General features: G+C 69.9%; 25 protein-coding genes and 1 tRNA gene. 13 read left to right on the forward strand and 13 right to left on the reverse strand.

Annotated features, from left to right (window positions below):
- Positions 1-194: 194 nt before the first annotated feature.
- Positions 195-977: a DUF5819 family protein gene (locus ACIOGX_RS13140; protein WP_401764330.1), complete on the reverse strand. Its 783-nt coding sequence runs from the start codon at positions 975-977 to the stop codon at positions 195-197.
- Between the two features lie 41 nt (positions 978-1,018).
- Between ACIOGX_RS13140 and paaA the strand changes: the two genes are divergently transcribed.
- Genes paaA through ACIOGX_RS13165 form a run of 5 tightly spaced genes read left to right on the forward strand, consistent with a single transcriptional unit; the run spans position 1,019 to position 4,687 of the window.
- A complete protein-coding gene (gene paaA, locus ACIOGX_RS13145) occupies positions 1,019-2,038 on the forward strand; it encodes a 1,2-phenylacetyl-CoA epoxidase subunit PaaA (RefSeq protein ID WP_401764333.1) in 1,020 nt (339 codons plus the stop codon).
- On the forward strand, positions 2,035-2,325 hold the full coding sequence (paaB, locus tag ACIOGX_RS13150; RefSeq protein WP_129772935.1) for a 1,2-phenylacetyl-CoA epoxidase subunit PaaB: 291 nt from the start codon (positions 2,035-2,037) through the stop codon (positions 2,323-2,325). Before paaA ends, paaB begins: the two co-directional genes overlap by 4 nt.
- Positions 2,322-3,083: a 1,2-phenylacetyl-CoA epoxidase subunit PaaC gene (paaC, locus tag ACIOGX_RS13155; protein ID WP_383968300.1), complete on the forward strand. Its 762-nt coding sequence runs from the start codon at positions 2,322-2,324 to the stop codon at positions 3,081-3,083. Before paaB ends, paaC begins: the two co-directional genes overlap by 4 nt.
- Entirely contained in the window at positions 3,077-3,625 is a 549-nt protein-coding gene (gene paaD, locus ACIOGX_RS13160; protein ID WP_384772785.1) for a 1,2-phenylacetyl-CoA epoxidase subunit PaaD, read from the forward strand. The genes paaC and paaD overlap by 7 nt, the downstream gene beginning before the upstream one ends.
- A complete protein-coding gene (locus tag ACIOGX_RS13165; protein ID WP_401912728.1) occupies positions 3,626-4,687 on the forward strand; it encodes a 2Fe-2S iron-sulfur cluster-binding protein in 1,062 nt (353 codons plus the stop codon).
- Positions 4,688-4,767: 80 nt separating this feature from the next.
- Here ACIOGX_RS13165 and ACIOGX_RS13170 read toward each other — a convergent pair whose 3' ends face one another.
- The 4 genes from ACIOGX_RS13170 to ACIOGX_RS13185 form a co-directional block, all read right to left on the reverse strand.
- On the reverse strand, positions 4,768-5,112 hold the full coding sequence (locus tag ACIOGX_RS13170) for a rhodanese-like domain-containing protein (protein WP_356518113.1): 345 nt from the start codon (positions 5,110-5,112) through the stop codon (positions 4,768-4,770).
- 189 nt (positions 5,113-5,301) lie between these two features.
- On the reverse strand, positions 5,302-6,159 hold the full coding sequence (locus ACIOGX_RS13175) for a J domain-containing protein (RefSeq protein WP_356518114.1): 858 nt from the start codon (positions 6,157-6,159) through the stop codon (positions 5,302-5,304).
- Positions 6,160-6,409: 250 nt separating this feature from the next.
- Positions 6,410-7,891 carry a DUF2252 domain-containing protein gene (locus tag ACIOGX_RS13180; RefSeq protein ID WP_401912731.1) on the reverse strand — a complete coding sequence of 494 codons (1,482 nt, stop codon included), beginning with the start codon at positions 7,889-7,891 and terminating at the stop codon, positions 6,410-6,412.
- A 167-nt stretch (positions 7,892-8,058) separates the two neighbouring features.
- On the reverse strand, positions 8,059-8,409 hold the full coding sequence (locus ACIOGX_RS13185) for a helix-turn-helix domain-containing protein (RefSeq protein ID WP_356518118.1): 351 nt from the start codon (positions 8,407-8,409) through the stop codon (positions 8,059-8,061).
- Positions 8,410-8,529: 120 nt separating this feature from the next.
- Here ACIOGX_RS13185 and ACIOGX_RS13190 point away from each other — a divergent pair, with 120 nt between their 5' ends.
- The gene (locus ACIOGX_RS13190) at positions 8,530-9,147 is read left to right on the forward strand and encodes an FMN-dependent NADH-azoreductase (protein ID WP_387016630.1); all 618 of its coding nucleotides are present in this window, start codon (positions 8,530-8,532) and stop codon (positions 9,145-9,147) included.
- Positions 9,148-9,361: 214 nt separating this feature from the next.
- Here ACIOGX_RS13190 and ACIOGX_RS13195 read toward each other — a convergent pair.
- Positions 9,362-9,445 (reverse strand) — tRNA-Leu (locus tag ACIOGX_RS13195).
- A gap of 315 nt (positions 9,446-9,760) precedes the next feature.
- Here ACIOGX_RS13195 and ACIOGX_RS13200 point away from each other — a divergent pair.
- The 6 genes from ACIOGX_RS13200 to pknB all read left to right on the forward strand — a co-directional run bounded on the left by ACIOGX_RS13200 (position 9,761) and on the right by pknB (position 17,831).
- A complete protein-coding gene (locus ACIOGX_RS13200; RefSeq protein WP_129772943.1) occupies positions 9,761-10,621 on the forward strand; it encodes a DUF3662 and FHA domain-containing protein in 861 nt (286 codons plus the stop codon).
- Positions 10,622-10,631: 10 nt separating this feature from the next.
- Positions 10,632-11,150 carry an FHA domain-containing protein gene (locus tag ACIOGX_RS13205; RefSeq protein WP_129772944.1) on the forward strand — a complete coding sequence of 173 codons (519 nt, stop codon included), beginning with the start codon at positions 10,632-10,634 and terminating at the stop codon, positions 11,148-11,150.
- A 141-nt stretch (positions 11,151-11,291) separates the two neighbouring features.
- Positions 11,292-12,731 carry a PP2C family serine/threonine-protein phosphatase gene (locus tag ACIOGX_RS13210; protein WP_356518123.1) on the forward strand — a complete coding sequence of 480 codons (1,440 nt, stop codon included), beginning with the start codon at positions 11,292-11,294 and terminating at the stop codon, positions 12,729-12,731.
- Positions 12,732-12,760: 29 nt separating this feature from the next.
- Complete coding sequence (locus tag ACIOGX_RS13215) at positions 12,761-14,173, forward strand: FtsW/RodA/SpoVE family cell cycle protein (protein WP_356518125.1); 1,413 nt, start codon at positions 12,761-12,763, stop codon at positions 14,171-14,173.
- Complete coding sequence (locus ACIOGX_RS13220) at positions 14,170-15,636, forward strand: peptidoglycan D,D-transpeptidase FtsI family protein (protein WP_401912736.1); 1,467 nt, start codon at positions 14,170-14,172, stop codon at positions 15,634-15,636. The genes ACIOGX_RS13215 and ACIOGX_RS13220 overlap by 4 nt, the downstream gene beginning before the upstream one ends.
- 167 nt (positions 15,637-15,803) lie before the next feature.
- A complete protein-coding gene (gene pknB, locus ACIOGX_RS13225) occupies positions 15,804-17,831 on the forward strand; it encodes a Stk1 family PASTA domain-containing Ser/Thr kinase (RefSeq protein WP_401912738.1) in 2,028 nt (675 codons plus the stop codon).
- A gap of 99 nt (positions 17,832-17,930) precedes the next feature.
- On the opposite strand, the gene ACIOGX_RS13230 is transcribed toward pknB, so the two are convergent.
- The 5 genes from ACIOGX_RS13230 to ACIOGX_RS13250 all read right to left on the reverse strand — a co-directional run bounded on the left by ACIOGX_RS13230 (position 17,931) and on the right by ACIOGX_RS13250 (position 21,926).
- Entirely contained in the window at positions 17,931-18,746 is an 816-nt protein-coding gene (locus ACIOGX_RS13230; RefSeq protein ID WP_356518130.1) for a class E sortase, read from the reverse strand.
- 47 nt (positions 18,747-18,793) lie between these two features.
- Positions 18,794-20,218: a class E sortase gene (locus ACIOGX_RS13235; protein WP_401912741.1), complete on the reverse strand. Its 1,425-nt coding sequence runs from the start codon at positions 20,216-20,218 to the stop codon at positions 18,794-18,796.
- Positions 20,215-20,853 (reverse strand): aminodeoxychorismate/anthranilate synthase component II, encoded by a 639-nt coding sequence (locus ACIOGX_RS13240; RefSeq protein WP_401912743.1) that lies wholly within the window; start codon positions 20,851-20,853, stop codon positions 20,215-20,217. The genes ACIOGX_RS13235 and ACIOGX_RS13240 overlap by 4 nt, the downstream gene beginning before the upstream one ends.
- Positions 20,850-21,023, reverse strand: coding sequence for a hypothetical protein (locus tag ACIOGX_RS13245; protein ID WP_129772952.1), 174 nt, complete (start codon positions 21,021-21,023; stop codon positions 20,850-20,852). Before ACIOGX_RS13245 ends, ACIOGX_RS13240 begins: the two co-directional genes overlap by 4 nt.
- A 135-nt stretch (positions 21,024-21,158) precedes the next feature.
- Positions 21,159-21,926 (reverse strand): DUF881 domain-containing protein, encoded by a 768-nt coding sequence (locus ACIOGX_RS13250; RefSeq protein WP_401764356.1) that lies wholly within the window; start codon positions 21,924-21,926, stop codon positions 21,159-21,161.
- Between the two features lie 142 nt (positions 21,927-22,068).
- Here ACIOGX_RS13250 and crgA point away from each other — a divergent pair, with 142 nt between their 5' ends.
- A complete protein-coding gene (crgA, locus tag ACIOGX_RS13255; RefSeq protein ID WP_129772954.1) occupies positions 22,069-22,326 on the forward strand; it encodes a cell division protein CrgA in 258 nt (85 codons plus the stop codon).
- A gap of 271 nt (positions 22,327-22,597) precedes the next feature.
- On the opposite strand, the gene ACIOGX_RS13260 is transcribed toward crgA, so the two are convergent.
- Complete coding sequence (locus ACIOGX_RS13260) at positions 22,598-23,509, reverse strand: rhomboid family intramembrane serine protease (RefSeq protein WP_356518138.1); 912 nt, start codon at positions 23,507-23,509, stop codon at positions 22,598-22,600.
- A gap of 139 nt (positions 23,510-23,648) precedes the next feature.
- A complete protein-coding gene (locus tag ACIOGX_RS13265; protein WP_356518140.1) occupies positions 23,649-24,176 on the reverse strand; it encodes a peptidylprolyl isomerase in 528 nt (175 codons plus the stop codon).
- Positions 24,177-24,538 lie beyond the last annotated feature (362 nt).

The raw sequence follows: 24,538 nt of genomic DNA on the forward strand, positions 1-24,538 counted from the left end.
ACCGCGGGCGGCCCAGCGGTCGAAGGTGACCCGCTTGCCGCCCCGGTCGCCCTTGGCCGCGCCCGGCGGACCGTCCGGGGGCCCGTCCGGCGGACTGTCCGGCGGACTGTCCGGCAGCCGCTCCGGTGCCCCGGCCGGCGGGCGCTCCGGCGTCGCGCCCGGCAGACCGTCCCGCGGATGCTCCGACCACTCGCTCACCGGCCCGCCTCCGTACGGTCGTTCCGTACGCCCCCGGGAAGATCGGACGCGTTCACCGTCCACCAGGGGAAGACCCGGTAGTACGGGCGCGTATTGACCTTCTCGCTGCTCCAGGAGGGGGCCGTGATGGCGGTCGTGGCGGACCTGAGCTGGAGGCGTTCCACGGAACCGCCCAGATCGTGGCCCTCCAGGCGCAGCATCACTATGCGGCGGACGTAGCTCTCGGAGAGCTGCCCGCGCAGACCGTTGGGGCGGTTCTTGTCGTCGCGCGATCCGACGAAGAAGTCCCAGCCCCTGCGCAGTTCGTTCTGGTCGACATGGCTGGGCAGCGGATTGCCGCGGATCGCCGCGCCGTCCTCGGCGGAGAGATCGATCCAGTCGGTGGTCCGGCGGGAGCCGTCGGGGGTCTCGATCTCGGCGCGCGCCTGGACGGCGACGTTCTGCTGGAGCGGGTTGGGCGCGAAGAGCTTCCAGTTCTGTTCGAACTCGGGATAGATCCAGCCGTCGACGGTCTCACCGTGCTGCTTGGTGAGCGTGTTGGACGGGGCGACATGCAGAAACACCATGGCCACATGTCCGCAGGCCAGCACCCCGATGACCGCGAGGGCCACGGCGGCCACCACTTGGTAGCGCAGGGAGAGGCCGGCTATCCCGGCGCCCGGTGGCGGCCCGGCCGGCACACCCTCGTCGTCGTACGAATCCATCCCGCCCCGATCCCCGTTGGTGCCACAGTCACTTATCCACAGCGGTTGACACCCTACGGGCCGCCGACTCACCATTGAAGTCCATGAACCGAACGATCGGTCGGTAGGGGGCTCGGATGACGGCAGTGACCGCGGGAACGGCTGCGGAGGCGACGATGGGGGCGACGGCGGAGGGGTTCGAGGCGGGGTTCGACGCCGCGGTGGCCGCCGATGAGCGCATCGAGCCGCGCGACTGGATGCCCGAGGCATACCGCGCCTCGCTGGTCCGCCAGATCGCGCAGCATGCCCACTCCGAGATCATCGGCATGCAGCCGGAGGCGAACTGGATCACGCGCGCGCCGTCGCTGCGCCGCAAGGCGATCCTGATGGCCAAGGTGCAGGACGAGGCGGGACACGGGCTGTATCTCTACAGCGCGGCGGAGACGCTGGGCACCGGCCGTGAGGAGCTGCTCGACAAGCTCCACACCGGCCGCCAGAAGTACTCGTCGATCTTCAACTATCCGACGCTGACCTGGGCCGACGTCGGCGCGATCGGCTGGCTGGTGGACGGCGCGGCGATCACGAACCAGGTGCCGCTGTGCCGCTGCTCGTACGGCCCCTACGCCCGCGCGATGGTCCGGATCTGCAAGGAGGAGTCCTTCCACCAGCGGCAGGGGTACGAGCTGCTGCTCGCGCTCAGCAACGGGACCCCGGCGCAGCACGAGATGGCGCAGGACGCGGTGAACCGCTGGTGGTGGCCGTCGCTGATGATGTTCGGCCCGCCGGACGACGAGTCGGCGCACTCCGCGCAGTCCATGGCCTGGAAGATCAAGCGGCATTCCAACGACGAGCTGCGCCGGCGCTTCGTGGACATCTGCGTCCCGCAGGCCGAGGCCCTCGGGCTGACCCTGCCGGACCCGGATCTCCGCTGGAACGAGGAGAAAGGCCGGCATGACTTCGGCGCCATCGACTGGGCCGAGTTCCGCGAGGTCCTGAAGGGCAACGGCCCCTGCAACGAGCAGCGCATCACCCAGCGCCGCCGGGCGCACGAAGAGGGCGCCTGGGTACGGGACGCGGCGGCGGCGTACGCGACGAAACGCGCCGCCGACGGCACGGCGGCGGAAGACGGCATCCGGATGATGGAGGCGACGGCATGAGCAGCTCGACGGACTGGCCGCTGTGGGAGGTGTTCGTACGCTCCCGCCGCGGGCTGTCCCACACCCACGCCGGGAGCCTGCACGCCCCGGACGCGGAGATGGCCCTCCGCAACGCGCGCGATCTCTACACCCGGCGCAACGAGGGGGTGTCGATCTGGGTCGTCCCGTCCTCGGCCGTCACCGCCTCCTCCCCCGACGAGAAGGACCCGTTCTTCGCGTCGGCCGCCGACAAGCCCTACCGGCACCCGACCTTCTACGAGATCCCGGAAGGGGTGAAGCACCTGTGAACGACGCACCGGTGACCGCCCCGACGACGATCCCGCCGACGGCGCCGCCCCGGGCCGCGGCCCTCGCGCTCGGCGATGACGCCCTCGTGCTCTCGCACCGGCTGGGGGAGTGGGCGGGACACGCGCCCGTGCTGGAGGAGGAGGTCGCGCTCGCCAACATCGCGCTGGATCTGCTCGGCCAGGCACGGATCCTGCTCTCCCTCGTCGGGGACGAGGACGAGCTGGCCTATCTCCGCGAGGAACGGGCCTTCCGCAACCTCCAGTTGGTCGAGCAGCCCAACGGCGACTTCGCGCACACGATCGCCCGCCAGCTCTACTTCTCGACGTACCAGCTCTTCCTGTACCGGCAACTGGCCGCCGGGGACAGCGCGTTCGCCGGTCTCGCGGCGAAGGCCGTCAAGGAGGTCGCGTACCACCAGGACCACGCCGCGCACTGGACGCTGCGGCTCGGCGACGGCACGGCCGAGAGCCATGAGCGGATGGCGCGGGCCTGCGGGGCGCTGTGGCGGTTCACCGGCGAGATGTTCGAGCCGGTGGAGGGTCTGGAGCTGGTGGTCGACTGGCGTGCTCTGGAGGACAGTTGGCGCGCCTCCGTCGCCGACGTGCTGGAGCGGGCGACGCTGACGCTGCCGGACGGGCCCCGCTCCGGCGCCTGGCGGGCGGGCGCCGGGCGGCAAGGACTGCACACGGAGCCGTTCGGGCCGATGCTCGCCGAGATGCAGCATCTGCACCGCAGTCACCCGGGCGCGTCATGGTGAGCGGCACGGGCTCCCGGACCGCCCCTTCCACCCCGGCCGCTTCGGGCGACACGCACCCGACCGCGCTGGAGGCCGAGCTGCGCGCACTCGCCGGGGCGGTGCCCGACCCCGAGCTTCCGGTGCTGACGCTGGAGGAGCTGGGCGTGCTGCGCACGGTCGTGATGTCGGGCCCCGGCCGCGTCCGGGTCGAGCTGACCCCGACCTATACGGGCTGCCCGGCGATCGAGGCGATGTCCGAGGACATCGAGCGCGTGCTGCGCGAGCGCGGCATACCGGACGTCTCGGTCGTGACGGTCCTCTCCCCGGCCTGGTCGACGGATGACATCAGCGCCGAGGGCCGGCGCAAGCTCGCGGAGTTCGGCATAGCCCCGCCTCGCCCGGGTGCCGCGGACGGGCCCGTACCGCTCTCGCTCTCGATCCGCTGCCCGCACTGCGGCTCGACCGACACCGAGCTGCTGAGCAGGTTCTCCTCCACCGCGTGCAAGGCGCTGCGCCGCTGCACGGCCTGCCGTGAACCGTTCGACCACTTCAAGGAGTTGTAGATGTTCCATCCGCTCCGGGTCAGCGAGGTCGAGCCGCTCACGGACGACGCGGTGGCCGTCACCTTCACCGTCCCGCCCGAGCTGCACGCGTCCTTCCGTCACACCCCCGGCCAGCACATCGCCCTGCGCCGAACCGACGCGCGGGGCGGGGAGATCCGGCGTACGTACTCGATCTGCGCGCCCGCCGGAGCCGATCCCGTGCTGCGGGTGGGGATCCGGCTGGTCGAGGGCGGCGAGTTCTCGACGTACGCCCTCAAGGAACTCGCCGTGGGCGACGTGGTCGACGTCATGGAGCCGACGGGCCGTTTCACGCTGGAGCCGCGCGCCGGGCACTTCGCGGCGGTCGTCGGCGGCAGCGGCATCACGCCGGTGCTGTCGATCGCCGCCACCCTGCTGGCGCGGGAGCCCGGCGCCCGGTTCTGTCTGGTCCGCAGTGACAGGACCGTCGCGTCCACGATGTTCCTGGAGGAGGTCGCCGACCTCAAGGACCGCTATCCGGACCGGTTTCAGCTGGTCAGCGTGGTCTCCAGAGAGGAGCAGCAGGCGGGGCTGCCGTCCGGCCGGCTGGACCGGGAGCGGCTGGCGGAACTGCTGCCGGCGCTGCTGCCGGTCGCCGACGTCGACGGCTGGTTCCTCTGCGGCCCACTGGGTCTGGTCACCAGCGCCGAACGGGCACTGCGCGGTCTCGGGGTGGCCCGCGACCGTGTCCACCAGGAGATCTTCCATGTCGACGACGTGACCGCGACCACGGCGGCACCGGGCACGGCCACCGCGCCGGTCCCCGCCCACAGCACGCTCACCGCGACCCTCGACGGCCGCTCGGGCAGCTGGCCTGTCAAGGACGGGGACTCCCTGCTGGAGACCGTGTTGCGCAGCCGCGCGGACGCCCCGTACGCGTGCAAGGGCGGGGTCTGCGGGACCTGCCGGGCGTTCCTGGTCTCGGGCGAGGTCAGGATGGACCGCAACTTCGCGCTCGAACCGGAAGAGACGGAAGCGGGCTATGTGCTGGCCTGCCAGTCCCATCCGGCGACCGCGGAAGTGGAGTTGGACTTCGACCGCTGAACGGCCGTGACCGCCGAACATCTGCCCGCCGATCCGGGGCCCGGCTCGCTCCGTGCCCCGGAAGGGCCCTGAGGCGGGTCTCAGAGGACGAACGCCGGGCTGCCGCTGTCCGTGACCATCGGACGCCCGGCGCCGTCCCAGGCGAGCATTCCGCCGTCCACGTTCACCGCGTCGACACCCTGCTGAACCAGATACTGGGTGACCTGAGCCGACCGGCCGCCGACCCGGCACATGACATAGGCCCGTCGGCCCTCGGCCACCGCCTCGGTCACCTCACCGAAGCGGGCCACGAAGTCGCTCATCGGGACATGCAGCGCGCCCTCGACATGGCCGGCCGCCCACTCGTCGTCCTCCCGGACATCCAGCACCAGGCCGTCGGCCGGGATCGCCGCGGCATCGACCGAGGGCAGCGGGGCGAAGTTCATGGGAAGTGCCTTCTCTCGTACGTGACCGGGGCGGGCGGGATTCCGGGCCGGGACCAGGAGGACCAGGACCTGCGGACCGGCACCGGCACCGGCACCGGCACCGGCACCGGCACCGGCCTGATGGTCTTCCGAACGTCCCCGCGGGGTCCCGCCCGATCAGCGGGCTCCCGGCCGGGGGCTCCGAAAAACCTACTGCACCAGCCTGGCCAGTTCCGTCTCACGCTCGGAGACCTCCGCGAGCAGTTGCTCGGCGATCTCCTCCAGCAGCCGGTCCGGGTCGTCCGGAGCCATCCGGAGCATCGCGCCGATCGCGCTCTCCTCCAGCTCCTTGGCGACCACCGTCAGCATCTCCTTGCGCTGTGCCAGCCACTCCAGCCGGGCGTAGAGCTCCTCGCTCTCGCTCAGCCGAGGCGCCAGCGGCTCCGGCCCCGCCGCCCATTCCGCGACGAGTTCCTGGAGCAGCGGCTCGTCCCCGCGCCCATAGGCGGCGTTCACGCGTGTGAGGAACTCCTCACGCCGCGCCCGCTCCTTCTCGTCCTGCGCCAGATCCGGATGCGCCTTGCGCACCAGGTCGCGATAGAGCTTGCGGGCCTCGTCGCTCGGCCTGACCCGCTTGGGCGGCCGCACGGGCTGATCGGTCAGCATCGCCGCAGCCTCCGGCGACAGCCCGTCGGAGTCGAGCCAGTCGTGGAACAGCTCCTCCACACCCGGCATCGGCTGCACCAGCGCACGGGCCTCGCGCGCCTTGCGCAGATCCTCGGGATCACCGGTGCGCGCCGCACGGGCCTCGGCGATCATCGCGTCCAGCTCGTCGAGCCGGGCGTACATCGGACCGAGCCGCTGGTGGTGCAGGCGGGAGAAGTTCTCCACCTCGATCCGGAAGGTCTCCAGCGCGATCTCGAACTCGATCAGCGCCTGCTCAGCGGCGCGCACGGCCGTCTCCAGCCGGGCCTCCGGACGCGGCGCCGCCCCCGCGTCGGGCGCGTCTCGTACGTCCTGCTCATCGTCGTTTCGGATCGTCGGCTCCCCAGGGGCGTCGTGCATCACCCGTCCAGCGTAAGGGCGAACGCGGCGGCCCCCGCGCCGTCCCACCCCTGGACCAGTAGCCGTTACCCCCCTGGACCGGCAGCCGTCATACCCCTGGACCGGTAAGTCCGACGGACCAGCGGGTCCGGCACTCCGTCCGCCAGGGGCCAGCGGTCCGAGCGGACGACGCCGCCCCCTCGGACCTACCGCCCCCTCGGACCTGCTGCCCCGTCTCGGACCTACCGCCCCCTCGGAGCTACCCCCCTCGGAGCTACTGGTCCAGCTCGGCCGCGATCCGCCCGCTCCTGATGGCCGCCAGCAGCTCGGCGTGGTCCGCCTCCGTACGGTCCGCGTACGCCATGGCGAACGCCGCCACGGCCGCGTCCAGCTCCTCGCTCTTGCCGCAGTACCCGGCGATCAGCCGCGGGTCCACGCTGTGCGCGTGGGCCCTGGCCAGCAGCGCGCCGGTCATCCGCCCGTAGTCGTCTATCTGGTCGGCGGGAAGCGCCGCCGGGTCCACGCTCCCCTTGCGGTTCCTGAACTGCCGTACCTGACAGGGCCTGCCCCGGACCGTCGTCCACCCCAGCAGGCTGTCGCTGACGACCTGCATCCGCTTCTGCCCCAGCACCACACGCCGCCCCTCGTGCACCGCCTCCGGCGCCTCGAAGCCCACGGCCGGCAGATGGGGCAGCAGGGCCGAGGGCCGCGCCTCCTTCACCTGGAGGACCAGCGGCTCGCCCCGGTGGTCGAGGAGCAGCACCACATACGACCGCGTCCCGACGCTGCCGGTGCCGACCACCCGGAACGCCACATCGTGGATCGCGTACCGCGCGAGCAGCGGCAGCCGGTCCTCCGAGAGCGTGCCCAGATACTCCTCCAGCGAGGCGGCGACCGCCGCGGCCTCCTCGTCGGACACCCGCCGCAGGACGGGCGGCGCGTCCACGAACCGCCGCGTGTCCCCGCCCGCGTCCGCGCCCCCGTCGGGCACCGTCTCGGTGGCCTTGGCCGCGAACCGCGCGCTCGTGTTGTTGCGCGCCTTCTCCGATACGCGTTCCAGCGTGCCGGCCAGGTCGCGTGCGTTCGCGTGCGAGACCAGCTCCTCGTCCGCGATGGCGTTCCACGCGTCGAGCACGGGAAGCTTCGTCAGCAGCCGCATCGTGCGCCGGTAGGCGCCCACCGCGTCGTGCGCCCCCTGCCGGCAGGTGTCCTCGTCCGCGCCCGCCTCGCGGCCGGCCAGCACCAGTGAGGTGGCGAGCCGCTTGACGTCCCACTCCCAGGGGCCGACCACGGTCTCGTCGAAGTCATTGAGATCGATCACGAGCCGGCCGCTCGCGTCCCCGTACAGACCGAAGTTCGCCGCGTGCGCGTCCCCGCAGATCTGCGCGGCGACGCCGGTGACCGGGGTGCCCGTCAGATCGTGGGCCATCAGCCCGGCGGCGCCCCGCAGAAAGGCGAACGGGGTCGCGGCCATCCGCCCCACCCGCAGCGGCGTCAGCTCGGGCACCCGGCCGCGGCTCGACTCCTCGACGGCCCGCACCGCGTCGGGCCGCCCCGCCGTGAACACCACCGAGTCGTGCGCGGACCTCGGCACCCGGCGCCGGAGCGCCTTCCCCCGGGCCTTGGGCGTCTCCGCCCCGCCCACGGCCGTACGCGGCGCGAACCCCGGCACCACCGGGATACGCGCGCTCCCGGAAGCCCCGGAGCCCTCGGAAACCGTGCGCGGCGTGTCCGCCGCCGACCCGACATCGCCCATGGCGTGCCGCCTCCCCCGTACTCGTGCGAGATCGACCACACACGACGTTACCGCCGGGCCCGACAGCCGTCCTCCCCTGTGGACAACCCCGGCCCGCTCCCGTGGCGCCCCTGTGGACAGGACCTGGGTGTCGTGACCCGCGGGGTTGTTGACCCGGGTCAGGACACCTAGCAGCTGCCCTCCGAAGCCCCTCGCAGATGGGATTCCGCCCACAGCGCCAGTTCCTTCAGCGCGGGTTCCATCGCCGTCCCCGCCTCGGTCAGCCGGTACGAGACCCGCAGCGGCGGCCCCTCATCGACCTCCCGCACGACCAGCCCCGCCGCCCCCAGCTCCGTGAGCCGGTCCGAGAGCATGCGCTCGCTGATACCGGGGATCGCCCGGCGCAGCTCCGCGAAGTAGACCGCTCGTTCCATCAGTACGGAGATGATCGGCCCGGTCCACCGCTTGCCGAGCAGCTCGAAGACGCGCGTGATGCTCACGTCGACCTTCTTGCACGCGTCCTCACTGTGGTCCGCCATACGCACAGAGTACTGGTTTTCCCAGACGGGATGAAAAAAAGTAAGCGGCTATGTTATCCATAGGAGCGAACGGAACTTCCGTCCGTTCGCCGTCATACGCCACCCCTCATGGAGACCTTCATGGCCACGCTTCTGCACATCGACTCCGCCGTCTTCCCCGAAGGCTCCGCCTCGCGCGACATCACGGCCGCCTTCGTCCGGTCCTGGCGGGAGCAGCACCCCGAGGGCAAGATCATCTACCGCGATCTCGCCGCCGCCCCGCTGCCCCACCTGAACGTCAGCGCCGCCGCCGCGGGCGCGGACGACACGCTGCGCGCGGAACTGGCCGCCGAACTGGCCGAGGCCGACGCCGTACTGATCGGCGCGCCGATGTACAACTTCACGATCCCGTCCACCCTGAAGGCGTGGCTCGACCAGGTGATCATCGTCGGCCACAACGCGGGCCGCCCCGACGCGCCGCTGGCCGGCACCCCGTTCACGATCGTCGCCAGCCGCGGCGGCTCGTACGCCCCCGGCACCCCGCGCGAGGACTGCGAGTTCGTCCAGAACTACCTGGAGAAGGTGCTGGCGAACATGTTCGGCACCACCCAGATCGACTTCATCGTCCCGGAGCTGACCCTGGCCCACACCAACCCGGGCATGGCCGATCTCATCCCGCTCGCCGAGGCGTCCCGCGCCAAGGCGGAGGAGGAGGCCTCCCAGAAGGCCAAGGCCCTGGCCACCCGCCTCGCCGCCTGAGCTCCACGTCACAGAGGGCACGAAGCGCCCGAGAACATGCCTCCCACGGGACCCACCCGCGGGAGGCATGTCTCACACCCGGACGTCTCCACCCCCGGACGCCTTCAGCCGGACGTCTCCACCGGGACGTCTTCAGCCGGACGCCTTCACCCGGACACCGGCACGACACGACGAAGAAGCCCCGTAGGTCGATGACCTACGGGGCTTCCATCTGTGCGCGAGGGGGGAGTTGAACCCCCACGCCCTTTCGGGCACTGGAACCTGAATCCAGCGCGTCTGCCTATTCCGCCACCCGCGCATTGGGTGTGCCGTCCGGTGCTTCACCTGCTGGTGTGCGCTCCTGGCGACATCGAGAAGATTAGCACGGTGCGGAGGGTGGGTTCACCTCCGTTTGTTTCGACGACCCGGCCGCGGAACAGGGAACGAACAGCGGCCGCCCCCCACTCCTCGTGAGTGCACCCCGGGTGCGGGACACTGGCGTCAGGCCGCCTCTACGATCCGTGTGAGAGGTGACACTCATCGACGGGGCAGACAAGGGGAACCAGCCGATTTCCCGACGCGTGGATACGATCAGTAAGCAGTACCAGGACGGCCACTACGGAGGAGGTGCCCCATGGGAGTCATGAAGCGTTTCGAACAGCGTCTCGAAGGTTTGGTCAATGGCACCTTCGCGAAGGTGTTCAAGTCCGAGGTCCAGCCCGTCGAGATCGCGGGTGCCCTCCAGCGCGAATGCGACAACAACGCAACGATCTGGAACCGCGAGCGGACCGTCGTACCCAATGACTTCATCGTGGAGCTGAGCACGCCCGACTACGAGCGCCTCAGCCCGTACTCCGGACAGCTCGGCGACGAGTTGTCCGGACTCGTCCGCGACTACGCCAAGCAGCAGCGCTACACCTTCATGGGCCCGATCAAGGTCCATCTGGAGAAGGCCGAGGATCTCGACACCGGCCTGTACCGCGTCCGCAGCCGCACGCTGGCGTCCAGCACGTCCCAGGCGCCCGAGCGCGGTCCCGCGGGCTCCCCGGTGCCCGCCTCCCCGCACGGTGGCGCGCCCGGCGCCGCTCCCGGCGGTTACGGGTACCCGCCCGCCGCGGTCCCTCCCATGCCGCCCGCTCCACCGCCCGGTGGCGGCCACGCGCCCGCGGCGCACCGCCCTCCGGCCCCCGGCCCCGGCTCGCCGCCGCACGGCCAGGTACGCCGCTGGATCGAGATCAACGGCACCCGCCACCAGATCTCCCGCGCGACACTCGTCCTGGGCCGCAGCACCGACGCGGACGTACGGATCGACGACCCCGGCGTATCGCGCAGGCACTGCGAAATCCGCACGGGGACGCCCTCGACCATTCAGGATCTCGGGTCGACCAACGGCATCGTGGTAGACGGGCAGCACACCACCCGCGCTACGCTCCGCGACGGCTCGCGGATCGTCGTGGGCAACACCACCATCGTTTACAGGCAAGCCGAAGGGTGAAGCGGGGGCAATGTCAGAGCTGACCCTGACGGTCATGCGGCTAGGTTTTCTGGCCGTTCTGTGGCTGTTCGTGATCGTGGCCGTACAGGTCATCCGCAGCGACCTGTTCGGAACACGCGTCACGCAGCGCGGCTCACGCCGCAACGCAGACGCCCGCCCGCAGCAGGCACGCCAGACACCGGCGCCGCCCCAGCAGCGCCAGCAGCAGCAACAGGGGGGCAGGCAGCGCCGCGGAGCCCCCACCAAGCTCGTCGTGTCCGAGGGAAGCCTCACCGGCACCACGGTGGCGCTCCAGGGACAGACCATCACGCTGGGCCGCGCGCACGACTCGACGATCGTGCTGGACGACGACTACGCGTCCAGCAGGCATGCCAGGATCTACCCGGACCGCGACGGCCAGTGGATCGTCGAGGACCTCGGCTCCACCAATGGCACGTATCTCGACCGGACCCGGCTCACGACCCCGACACCGATCGCGCCTGGCGCTCCGATCCGCATCGGCAAGACCGTCATCGAGCTGCGGAAGTAGTACGACAATGAGCGAGCGGAGCGAGCGAGCCGCGGCGGTACCGACGGCGGACCGCGGCCGGCTCCCGACCGGAGGGTGGGCAGTGTGGCTCGAGACCGGCTGGCGCGACAGTCGACTGGCGAGCCGACGGGCGAGGTGCGCATGAGTCTGTCTCTGCGCTTCGCCGCCGGATCGCACAAAGGCATGATCCGGGAGGGAAACGAGGACTCCGGTTACGCCGGTCCCCGGCTGCTGGCCATCGCCGACGGCATGGGCGGCCAGGCCGCGGGCGAGGTCGCCTCGTCCGAGGTGATCTCCACCCTCGTACAGCTCGACGACGATGTACCGGGTTCGGACATCCTCACCTCGCTCGGCACGGCGGTGCAGCGCGCCAACGACCAGCTGCGCGTGATGGTCGAGGAGGACCCCCAGCTGGAGGGCATGGGCACCACGCTCACCGCCCTCCTCTGGACCGGCCAGCGCCTCGGACTCGTCCATGTCGGCGACTCCCGCGCCTACCTCCTGCGCGACGGCGTACTGACCCAGATCACCCAGGACCACACCTGGGTGCAGCGGCTGGTCGACGAGGGCAGGATCACCGAGGAAGAGGCCACCACCCACCCGCAGCGCTCCCTGCTGATGCGCGCGCTGGGCAGCGGCGACCACGTCGAGCCCGATCTCTCCATCCGTGAGGTCCGGGTCGGCGACCGCTATCTGATCTGCTCCGACGGCCTCTCCGGCGTCGTCTCCCACCAGACGATGGAGGAGACGCTCGCCGGTTACCAGGGCCCGCAGGAGACCATCCAGGCGCTCATCCAGCTCGCGCTGCGCGGCGGTGGCCCCGACAACATCACCTGCATCGTGGCCGACGTCCTGGACGTCGAGTCCAACGACACCCTGGCCGGGCAGCTCAACGACACCCCGGTCGTGGTCGGGGCGGTCGCCGAGAACCAGCTCCCGCTCAGCTCCGCCGAGAACGCCGCCGCGATGCAGACCCCGGCGGGCCGCGCCGCGGGCCTCGGCCGCGCCGTACCGCCGCAGCCCGGCGGGGGCGGCTTCGGCCCGCCCGGCAGCGGCGACAGCGCCGACTACGACGGAATGCCGCCCGAAGGCGGTTTCGGGGCCTACGACGACGAGGAGTTCGTCAAGCCCCGCCCGCGCCGCCGGTGGCTCAAGACGTCGTTCTACGCCGTCCTCGCGCTCGCCGTCGTCGGCGGTGGTCTGTACGGCGGCTACTACTGGACGCAGACTCAGTACTACGTCGGCGCCAACCAGCAGCACGTGGCGCTCTACCGGGGTATCAGCCAGGATCTCGGCTGGGTCTCCCTCTCGAAGATCGAGAAGGAAACCGACATCGAACTCAAGTACCTGCCGGACTACCAGCGCAAGCAGGTCGAGGCAACCATCGCCGAGAGCAGCCTCGCCGGCGGACGCGACAAGATCGACGAACTCGCCGTCCAGGCGTCGGCCTGCAAGAAGGACGAGCAGCGCCGTCTGGCCACGAAGACCGCCGACACCAAGCCGAAAGCAACCACTCCCTCTCCGGGCCCCAGCCTCTCGGAAGAGGAGCAGAAAGTGGCCTCGAACTGCGGTAAGCAGTAGGAGCCGGCCGTAGGGGGCCTTTCACCACCATGAGCGTAGTCACCAACACGACGACCATCGGCGCCATCGAAGCACCGAGCCGCCGCAACACCGAGCTTGCCCTGCTCGCCTTCGCCGTCGCCATCCCGGTGTTCGCGTACCTGAACGTCGGGCTCGCGCTCGACGGCAAGGTGCCCACGGGCATGCTCGGTTACGGCCTCGGCCTCGGCCTGCTCGCCGGCGTCGCCCACCTCGTGGTGCGCAAATTCGCCCGCTACGCCGACCCGCTGCTGTTGCCTCTGGCGACGCTGCTCAACGGCCTCGGGCTGGTGCTGATCTGGCGTCTGGACCAGTCACCCCGGCTCATCCGGCTCGCCGAGATCAGCTTCGGCGCCTTCAGCCCGTCCGCGACGAAGCAGCTGCTGTACTCGGCGATGGGCATCGCGCTCTTCGCGGCCGTCCTGATGCTCCTCAAGGATCACCGCATCCTCCAGCGCTACACGTACATCTCGATGGCCGTCGCGCTCCTCCTGCTGGTCCTGCCCATGTTCTTCCCCGCCAGGAACGGCGCCAAGATCTGGATCAGCATCGCCGGCTTCAACCTCCAGCCCGGTGAGTTCGCGAAGATCATCATCGCGATCTTCTTCTCCGGTTATCTGATGGTCAAGCGCGATGCCCTGGCCCTCGCCAGCCGCCGCTTCATGGGGCTCTACCTGCCCCGCGGACGCGACCTCGGGCCGATCCTCGGCATCTGGGCCCTCTCGATCCTCATCCTGGTGTTCGAGACCGACCTCGGTACCTCACTGCTCTTCTTCGGCCTCTTCGTGGTCATGCTCTACGTCGCCACCGAGCGGACCAGCTGGATCGTCTTCGGCCTGCTGATGTCGGTCGGCGGAGCCGTCGGCGTCGCCACCTTCGAACCGCACGTCCAGGCCCGCGTCAACGCCTGGCAGGACCCGTTCTCCTGCTACGCGACCGACGGCGCCTGCCAGCAGATCGGCGACGCCCTGCTGTCCTTCGGCTCCGGCGGCACGCTCGGCACAGGGCTCGGCCAGGGCAACTCCGACCTCATCGGCTTCGCCGCCAACGCCGACTTCATCCTGACCACCGTCGGCGAGGAGCTCGGCCTCGCCGGCACGATGGCGTTCCTGCTGCTGTACGGGCTGATCGTGGAGCGCGGCGTACGTACCGCCCTCGCCGCCCGCGACCCCTTCGGCAAGCTCCTCGCCATCGGCCTCTCCAGCGCCTTCGCCATCCAGGTCTTCGTGGTCGCGGGCGGCGTCATGGGGCTCATCCCGCTGACCGGTATGACCATGCCGTTCGTCGCGGCCGGCGGCTCGTCCGTACTCGCCAACTGGGCCCTGATCGGCATCCTGATCCGTATCAGCGACACCGCGCGCCGGCCCGCACCGGCCCCGGCCCCCTCACCCGACGCCGAGATGACCCAGGTGGTCCGACCGTGAACAAGCCCCTGCGCCGCATCGCGATCTTCTGCGGGCTGCTCGTCCTCGCGCTGCTGATCCGGGACAACTGGCTCCAGTACGTCCGTGCCGACGAACTGAACTCGCATAAGAACAACCGCCGGGTCCTGATCGAGCGGTACAGCGCCGAGCGCGGCAACATCATCGTCGACGGCAAGCCCATCACCGGCTCCGTCAAGACGGACGACACCGACTTCGTCTACAAGCGCACCTACACCAACGGACCCATGTGGGCGCCCGTCACGGGCTACGCCTCGCAGGCCTTCGACGCCAACCAGATCGAGAAGCTCGAGGACGGCATCCTCACCGGCAACGACGACCGGCTCTTCTTCGACCGCACCCTGGGCATGTTCACCGGCGAGGAGAAGAAGGGCGGCAGCGTCGTCACCACCCTCAGCGGCGCCGCCCAGAAGGCCGCCTTCGAGGGCCTGGGCAACAAGAAGGGCGCCGTCGCCGCGATCGACCCCCAGACGGGCAAGATCCTGGCGCTGGCCTCCACGCCCAGCTACGACCCCGCCACGTTCGCCGGGAACAGCAGCAAGGACACCAAGGCCTGGGTCGGCCTGGACAAGAAGAACAACCCCGACGACCCGATGCTCAACCGGGCGCTGCGCCAGACCTACCCGCCCGGCTCCACCTTCAAGGTGGTCACCGCGGCCGCCGCCCTGGAGCACGACCAGGTCACGGACATCGACGCGGCCACCGACACCCCGCTGCCGTGGATCATGCCCGGGACCACCACCCCGCTGCGGAACGAGGGCAACATCCCCTGCAAGGACGCCACGCTCCGCACCGCGCTGCGTGTCTCCTGCAACACCGTCTTCGGCAAGCTCGGCGCGGACCTCGGCAAGGAGAAGATGCTGGAGACCGCGAAGAAGTTCGGCTTCAACCAGGAGCAGTTCATCCCGGTACGCGCCGACGCCTCGGTCTTCCCCGAGGAGATGAACGCGTCGCAGACCGCGCTCTCCTCGATCGGCCAGTTCGACACCCGTACCACCCCGCTCCAGATGGCCATGGTCACCGCCGCGATCGCCAATGACGGCAAGCTGATGAAGCCGTACATGATCGACCGCCTCGTGGCGCCGAACCTGGACGTGCTCGACCAGAACGAGCCCGAGGAGCTGAGCCGCCCCCTCAACCAGGAGAACGCGCAGAAGCTCCAGAGCATGATGGAGACGGTCGTCAACGAGGGCACCGGCCGTAACGCGCGCATTCCGAACGTGACCGTCGGCGGCAAGACCGGTACCGCCCAGCACGGCGAGAACAACAGCAAGAACCCGTACGCCTGGTTCATCTCGTACGCCAAGGCGGGCAACGGCTCCCCGGTCGCCGTCGCGGTGGTCGTCGAGGACAGCGGCGCCAGCCGCGACGACATCTCCGGCGGCGGTCTCGCGGCCCCCATCGCGAAGAGCGTGATGAAGGCGGTCCTCGACACCAAGAAGTGACGCCGGTCACGGCTCACGTCCATTCCTGCACATTGCGATACCGGTCGTATATCAGGTGACCGTTACGGGCCAACCGCATGCGGCGTGCCCGGTAGCGTAGGCGCGAACAGCACACCGCCGGACCACACACGGGTGCGGTCGGGACTGACGGAGAGGGCTGGAACGTTATGGAAGAGCCGCGTCGCCTCGGCGGCCGGTACGAGCTGGGCTCGGTGCTCGGCCGTGGTGGCATGGCGGAGGTCTACCTCGCGCATGACACCCGGCTCGGTCGCACCGTCGCCGTGAAGACGCTCCGGGCGGACCTCGCCCGCGATCCGTCCTTCCAGGCCCGGTTCCGCCGAGAGGCCCAGTCGGCCGCCTCGCTCAACCACCCGGCGATCGTCGCGGTCTACGACACCGGCGAGGACTACGTCGACGGGGTGTCCCTCCCGTACATCGTGATGGAGCACGTCGACGGCTCGACCCTGAGAGAACTGCTGCACTCCGGGCGCAGACTCCTGCCCGAGCGCACGCTGGAGATGACGGTCGGCATCCTCCAGGCCCTGGAGTACTCCCACCGCAACGGCATCGTCCACCGTGACATCAAGCCGGCCAACGTCATGCTGACGCGCACCGGCCAGGTCAAGGTCATGGACTTCGGCATCGCCCGCGCCATGGGCGACTCCGGGATGACGATGACGCAGACCTCGGCCGTCATCGGCACCGCCCAGTACCTCTCCCCCGAGCAGGCCAAGGGCGAGCAGGTCGACGCGCGCTCCGACCTCTACTCCACCGGCTGTCTGCTCTACGAACTGCTGACGGTCCGGCCCCCGTTCATCGGGGACTCCCCGGTCGCCGTCGCCTATCAGCACGTACGGGAAGAGCCGCAGACGCCCAGCGTCTTCGACCCGGAGATCACGCCCGAGATGGACGCGATCGTGCTCAAGGCCCTCGTCAAGGACCCCGACTACCGCTACCAGTCGGCCGACGAGATGCGCGCCGACATCGAGGCGTGCCTCGACGGCCAGCCCGTCGCCGCCACGGCGGCCATGGGCGCGGTCGGCTACGGCGGCGGCGGATACGGCGGCCCTCCGGACCAGCCGACGACGGCCATGCGCCACGGCGACCCGGGCGGCCAGACCTCCATGCTCCCGCCCATCGGGCCGGACGAGGGCGGCTACGGCGGCTACGACGACCGCCCGGCACGACGCCGGCAGAAGAAGTCCAACACCTCGACGATCCTGCTGGCGGTCGCGGGCGTCCTGGTGCTGGTCGGCGCCATCCTGATCGGCAAGTCGGTCTTCGGCGACACCGGCGACGGCAGCAGCCAGCTCGATGTCCCCCAGCTCGTCGGCGAGACGCTGACCGAGGCCGAACGGCTCGCGGACAACGCGGGCGTGAAGGTCGCGCAGTCCGGCTCGGAACGCTGCGAGGTGCCCAAGGGCTCCATCTGCAGCCAGGTCCCGGCCTCCGGCAGGATGAGCCAGGGCGAGACGATCCAGGTCGTCGTCTCCGAGGGCGCTCCGCAGGTCAAGGTCCCGGATGTCACCGACAAGCAGAAGCAGAGCGCGACGGACATCCTGGAGTCCGAGGACTTCACGGTCGACTACAAGCAGGAGGAGTCGGACGAGGATCCGGGGACGGTGCTCTCGCAGGATCCGGAGGGCGGCTCCATGGTCGAGAAGGCCTCCAAGATCACGCTGACGATCGCCACGCAGAACCAGGTCTCGGTTCCTCCGGTGGTCGGCGCGCAGTTCGACGCCGCGCAGAACCAGCTCCAGCAGCTCCAGTTCACGGTCGTACGCAACGACGTGGACTCGGAGCAGCCTCTGGGCACGGTTCTCGAGCAGAACCCGCAAGGCGGCACCAAGGCCGCCGAGGGCTCGCAGGTCACCCTGAAGGTCTCCAAGGGCCCGCAGCAGCAGAAGGTCCGGATCCCCGAGGTCCGCGGGAAGACGTTCGGAGAGGTACAGGGCATGCTCCAGGGCCTGGGCCTCAATGTCGCGCTCGCACAGAACGCGCCGAACGACCCCAATGCCCTGGTGATCAACAGCGATCCCCAGCCCGGTCAGGAAGTCAACAAGAACGACACGGTCACCCTGACCACCGTGGGCGGTCAGGGCGACAACAACGGGGGCAACAACAACGGCGGGAACAACGGCGGGAACAACGGCTTCTTCGGCGGCCCGGACGCCGGCAACGTCCGTAGGGACTGACCGGAGGAACAGGCGGTACGCGAAGAGCCCCGGCACCCTCCTTGCGAAGGGTGCCGGGGCTCTTCCGTGCCGTCCCCGGGGACGGCCGGGCCACGACCGTCAGCGAAGCTCGGGCGGGGGCGTGCGGTTCTTGTCGACCTTCTCCGTGCGCTCCAGCTCGGCCCAGACGATGTAGCGGTAGTCCGAGGTGTAGATCGGCGTGCAGGTCGTCAGGGTGAGATAGCGGCCGGCCTTCTTCTTCCCCGACTCCTTGGGGACCGGCTGGAGCACGTCCACGTTGTACTTCGACGTCTTCGGAAGCTCCTTGAAGACCTTGTAGACGTACCAGGTGTCGCGGGTCTCGAAGACGACCGGATCACCGGTCCTGAGCTTGTGGATGTTGTGGAACCTCGCCCCGTGGCCGTCCCGGTGCGCGGCCAGCGTGAAGTTGCCCTTCTCGTCCCAGGGGAGCGCCGACTTGACCGGCTCGGTGTAGTAGCCGGCGATCCCGTCGTTCAGCGACGAGGCCGTGGTGCCCTTCTTGACCAGCACCTCGCGGGTGTTCATCGCGGGGACGTGGAGAAAGCCGATGCCGTCCTCGGAGTCGTAGACCGGCGGGGCGGAGCCGGGCTTCTTCTCCTGCGCCCAGCCGTGGCGTACGTCGTCGCCCTGCTTGGCGGCCTCGCGGTCGGCCAGGACGTTCGTCCACCACAGCGAGTAGACGACGAAGAGACCCAGTACCACGCCGGCGGTGATGAGCAGTTCGCCGAAGACGCTGACGGCGGACGCGAGCGGGCTCCTGGGGCGGCGGACCCGTACCGGAGCCGGGGCGGCTGCCGCGTCCGGGGCCTGGTGCGCCGCGTCCTCCGGGCCCGAGTCCCCGCCCGACGGCGGCGGTGCGTCGGCCTGCTCGTCGTGCTCGGTACTCGCTGCCACCGCACCCGTCCCCAAGTCCCTGAAGTGTGTCCGCGCTCCGATCGGCGTCAGCCGACGAGAGCGTCGGGCTTGCCCTTGCTGCGCGGCCGTTCGTCCACCATCTTGCCCCACACGATCATCCGATAGGTACTGGTGAACTCCGGGGTGCACGTCGTCAGCGTGATGTAGCGACCGGGCTCCGTGAACCCCGAACCGGGCGGCACCGGACCGATGACGCTCACATTCGACGGGGCCGTCTGCGGCAGGAGCCGGGTCATGTCGTACGTGTAGTACGCGTCCCGCGTCTCGACGATGATCTCGTCGCCCGGCTTCAGCTGATTGATGTAGCGGAAGGGTTCGCCATGGGTGTTGCGGTGGCCGGCCACCGCGAAGTTGCCCTGCTTGTCGGAGGGCATCGCCGTCTTGAGGCGGCCCTCCGAGTAGTGGCCGACCATGCCGCGGTCGAGGACCTTCGGCTTGCTGATGCCCTCGGCGATCGGCACGACGACGTCCAGCTTCGGGATGTGCATGATGGCGAAGCCCTGCCCCGGCTCGAAGGCGCCCGGCTGCCGGTCCTTCGACCAGCTGTCCTGGATCTTGTTCGTCTCCTTGCCCGCGTACTGGTCGGCCCGGATGTTCGTCCACCACAGCTGGTACGTGACGAACAGCAGCATCAGGACGCCGAAGGTGATGAACAGCTCGCCGACCGCCCGGCTGGCGATGACGGCGGGGCTCTCCTTGAGGGCACGCGCCGCGCGCCGCGCTTCGACCCGGGAGAGCGGCCGGGCGGGCGCCGGCTCCCCGGAGCCGGGCGCGGAGCCGTGTCCTGAGGCGTGTCCCGGGCCTTGCCCGGCCCCGGCCCCCGCGGGCTCGGCACGTCTACGGCCCCGGCCACCGCCCTTGGCGGCCCTGCGCCGCTCGGCCCGGCCCCCTGTCACGGGCTCCGGCCCGGCCGCCCGGCGCGTGTCCGCCGTCCGGAGTCCGACGGTCTGGTCATCCAGCCGCGGCACGGGCACGGGAGCGGGTACGGGCGCGGGCGCGGAGTGCGCGGGCCCCGGTTCGGACACGGGCACGGGCACGGGCACGGGATCCGGCTTGGACACCGGTATCAGGGCCGTGTCGGCCGTCGGCGACGTACCGCCCGCGCCCGCGTGGTACGAGGGGGTGCCGGACTCCGGCCCCCGCGGGGTCTCCGCCGCGTACTGACGGTAGTAGTCGCCGGACCACTCCGGGCCCGGGGCCGCGGCCGGGGCGGGGGCTGGGTCCGGCGCGGGCTCCGGCTGCCGGGGGCCCCGGTGCCGCCCCTGCTTCCGTACCGGCTGCCGGCCCGGCTCCTGCTCCTGCCCCTGGCCCTGTTGCTGGCCCGGGAGCGGATCGTTCAGTGGGTCCGCCAGCCCGTCCACCGCCGCCTCGAACGCTCCGGAGACCTCGTACCCTCCCTGCTCGTACGAGGCTCCGTAACCCGCTTCGTGTTCGGGGCGGAGTGCCGTCACGCGAGCGCCTTGCCCACCACCGGCGCCAGCCCCGCCGACCGGCCGACCGCACCCGGATCGCCGCACTGGGCCAGCCAGTTGGCCAGCATCAGATGCCCGTGTTCGGTGAGGACCGACTCCGGGTGGAACTGCACACCCTCGACGGCCAGTTCACGGTGGCGTACGCCCATGATGATGCCGTCCGCGGTGCGCGCCGTGACCTCCAGCTCGTCCGGCAGCGTCGCGGGCTCCGCCGCGAGCGAGTGATACCGGGTCGCGGTGAACGGTGAAGGCAGCCCCGCGAAAACGCCCTTGCCCTCATGCGTGACGAGCGACGTCTTGCCGTGCAGCAGCTCGGGGGCCCGGCCCACGACACCGCCGTACGCCACCGCCATCGACTGCATGCCGAGGCAGACCCCGAAGACGGGCACCGCGGTCCCGGCGCAGTGACGCACCATCTCGACGCAGACACCGGCCTGTTCGGGCGTACCGGGCCCGGGGGAGAGCAGCACCCCGTCGAAGCCGTCCTGGGCGTGAGCGGTCGTCACCTCGTCGTTGCGCAGCACTTCGCACTCGGCGCCGAGCTGGTAGAGGTACTGGACGAGGTTGAAGACGAAGCTGTCGTAGTTGTCGACGACAAGAATGCGCGCGCTCATCCGGCGGCCCCCGCTCCGTCGACGGTCACATCGTTGAACGGCAGCAGCGGCTCCGCCCACGGGAAGACGTACTGGAACAGCACATAGACGACGGCGAGCGCCAACAGGAGCGAGATCGCCGCCCGCAGCCACACGTTGCCCGGCAGATGCCGCCAGATCCAGCCGTACATGCTGTCCCTTCCGTCCGGTACCGCGCCAGGCGGTACGGCACCAGACTAAAGGGATCCACCGGCACATGGGCGGTTCATCGGTCAGCTGCACAGAGGTTCGGGGGTTGCTCTTCGTCACAGGCTCCGGCGAGCGCGCTACCCGACCGGCTTCGCGTAGTGCAGATCCACCGTTCCCGTGTAGCCCGGCAGCGTCTGCTTGTCGCGCTCGTCGACCTTCCAGCCGAGGCCGTACGCCTTGACGTACAGCTGGTAGTTCTGGATCGCCGGGGAGTCGGTGAGCGCCTTGCGGAGCTTGTCCTGGTCACCAACAGCGGTGATCTTGTAGGGCGGCGAGTAGACGCGGCCCTGGAGGATCAGCGTGTTCCCCACGCACCGCACGGCGCTGGTGGAGATCAGCCGCTGGTCCATGACGCGGATGCCCTCGGCACCGCCCTTCCACAGGGCGTTGACGACGGCCTGGAGATCCTGCTGGTGGATGACGAGGTCATTGGGCTGCGGCTCGGGATAGCCGGGGTTGGCCGTGGCGTTCGGCGGGGCGTCGTCGAGCGTGACCGTGAGCGCCTGACCGGTGACCTTCTTGGTACCCGCCGCCTTCTCCAGGGCGTTCAGCCGGGCCTCCTCGGCCGCGGTGGTGCCGTGGTCGCGGCTGACGAGGGCATCGACGTCACGCCGTACCGCCGCGTTGGCGTCGCCCAGTTCGGCGTTCTTGCGGTCGCGCTCGTGGATCAGATCGGAGAGCTTGAGCAGCGAGGTGTCCGTACGGATGTTGGTGCCCTTGGCCGTGTTGAAGCTGGTCACGAAGATCAGCCCGGCGAGGGCGAAGACGGCAGCCGTGAGCAGCCGGACGGGCCGCCTGTTCGGTCGGCGGACCGGCCCTGGGGGAGAGTCGGCGGAATTGCTCAACGTACCCTTATCTCCTTAGGCGCCGCGGAAGCACTACGCTAACGGACGCCCGGGGGCGGCGGTGTTCCCCCTGCTCTCCGCCCCGGCACACCGTTTCAGTCCCCCTGCGCGGTCACGCAGCGCATCGACAGGAGAGTCCCTCGTGCCGAAGTCACGTATCCGCAAGAAGGCCGAGTTCACGCCGCCTCCGGCCGCGAAGCAGACGGTCAACCTCAAGCTGACCAATCGGAGCTGGGTGGCCCCGGTCATGCTTGCCCTGTTCCTGATCGGCCTGGCCTGGATCGTCGTCTTCTATGTGACCGAGGGCGATCTTCCGCTGGAGAGCTTCGGGAACTGGAACATCGTGGTCGGGTTCGGCTTCATCGCCGCCGGCTTCGGTGTCTCGACCCAGTGGAAGTAGCGGGTCCACCACCCCGCCGTCAAGCTCCGCCCCTACTTATCCACAGCGTTGTCCACAGCAGGGGAAAAGGTCAGACGATCTGTGGATAACTCCACGGGACATTGACGCCGGTGTGACTACTTCCGCCATTCTGATGACACGCTCGCCCCTTGTCGCTGCTGGTCAAACCCACATCAGCGACAAGGGGCACGCACGTTCCCCACAGGATGCACAAGATCCGCCACACACTGTGGACAACTGTGGAGTACGGGCCGTCCTCACCAGGTCACGCTCAGGTGAGTGAGACGGTTCTGGCCACGATGGTCACGACCGTCGCCACCAGCACCAGCGCGCAGGTCCCGTACTGCACGAGAGCCCGCCGCTCGCGAGGCGCGTGCACCATCCCTATGGCGACCACCACGCCCGCGACCAGCCCGCCGACATGCGCCTCCCAGGCGATGTTGGACCAGGTGAAGGTGAAGAGCAGGTTCAGCGCCAGCAGGACGAGGACCGGCCGCATGTCGTAGTTGAGCCGCCGCATCAGTACGACGGTCGCGCCGAGGAGCCCGAAGATCGCGCCGGAGGCGCCCAGCGAGGGCTGGTTCGGCGCGGCGATGAGATACGTGAGCGCGCTGCCGGCCAGTCCGGAGAGCAGATAGAGCGCCAGGAAACGGACGCGGCCGAGGGCCGCCTCCAGCGGCCCGCCGAGCCACCACAGCCCGAGCATGTTGAAGGCGATGTGCCAGATCTCCTGGTGCAGGAACATGGCGGTGACCAGGCGATACCACTCACCGTCCGCGACGCCGACGACCCGGCCGAGGCCGGGGCTGTAGGCGTAACCGATGAGGTCGAGATCCTCGACGAGCCGGTGCCGGTCGCCCACCGCGAGGACGGCGACGAACACCGCGACATTGATGCCCAGCAGGATCTTGGTGACCAGCCGGGGGTCGGCCGCGACCGTGCCGCCCGCGAGGGTGCGCGGCCGGTTGGCGGTCGCCCCGTGTCCCGTGCCCGAACCCTGCCGGACGCATTCCGGGCACTGGAAGCCGACAGAGGCGCTGATCATGCACTCGGGGCAGATGGGGCGCTCGCAGCGCGTGCAGCGTATGCCCGTCTCCCGGTCCGGGTGCCGGTAACAGCTGGGCGTGCCTTCGGTGACGGCAGGCTGGTCCTGGCCTCCGTGGCCGCCTGGCGGGTGGTCCATCGGTCCCCTCGGTCCTTCGTGACGGCGGACGGTGCCCGGCACGGCACAGCGCACCGCCCCGCCCGTCCGGTATGTAACCACTACGGACGGGCAGGGCGGGAGGTTCCCCGCACCGGGGAACCGAACAGTGCGCGAGCGGTCAGCGCGTCTCGACGACGACCGATTCGATCACGACCTCCTGGAGCGGGCGGTCGGTGCGCGGGTTGGTCTGCGCGCCGCCGATGGCGTCCACGACCTTCTTGCCGGCCTCGTTGGTGACCTCACCGAAGATGGTGTGCTTGCGGTTCAGCCAGGAGGTCGGCGCCAGGGTGATGAAGAACTGCGAGCCGTTGGTCCCCGGGCCCGCGTTGGCCATCGCCAGCAGGTACGGCCTGTCGAAGGAGAGGTCCGGGTGGAACTCGTCCTCGAACTGGTAGCCGGGGCCACCGGTGCCGTTGCCCAGCGGGTCCCCGCCCTGGATCATGAAGCCGCTGATCACACGGTGGAAGACCGTGCCGTCGTACAGCTTGTCCGTGGTCTTCTGACCGGTCTCCGGGTTGACCCACTCCCGCTCGCCCTGCGCGAGCTCGACAAAGTTCTTGACCGTCTTCGGCGCGTGGTTCGGCAGGAGCCGGACCTCGATGTCGCCGTGGTTGGTCTTCAGGGTGGCGTAAAGCTGCTCGGCCACGATCTGCCTTCCGTAAGTCTTCTCTGACTCTCACGATCCTCGCACGGAAGGCGTGATCGCCGCCCGGCCGCTGCCCTCGAACGTGCTTTACGCCCGTCTTGGTGCGGTTTCGGGGCCGGATGGAGGCGGTGGAGGACAGAAAGGTTCAGGGCAGCCGAAAGCGAGCAGTCGCGGAGAAGGCGGTGTGGTCACGCCGGAACCCGCGCATGCTGGAGGGAAGTGCGACATCGTCATCCATCGGTACGTACGAAAATCTACGCGGAGGACCGCGATGTCCGGGCATCACCCACGTCACCTCGGATGACCCGGATGCCCGCAACGCATGCCGAGACCGATGCCGACAGGCATGATCTCGAAAAGGG

This window comes from Streptomyces sp. NPDC088147 (assembly GCF_044741565.1).
Taxonomy (GTDB): Bacteria; Actinomycetota; Actinomycetes; order Streptomycetales; family Streptomycetaceae; genus Streptomyces.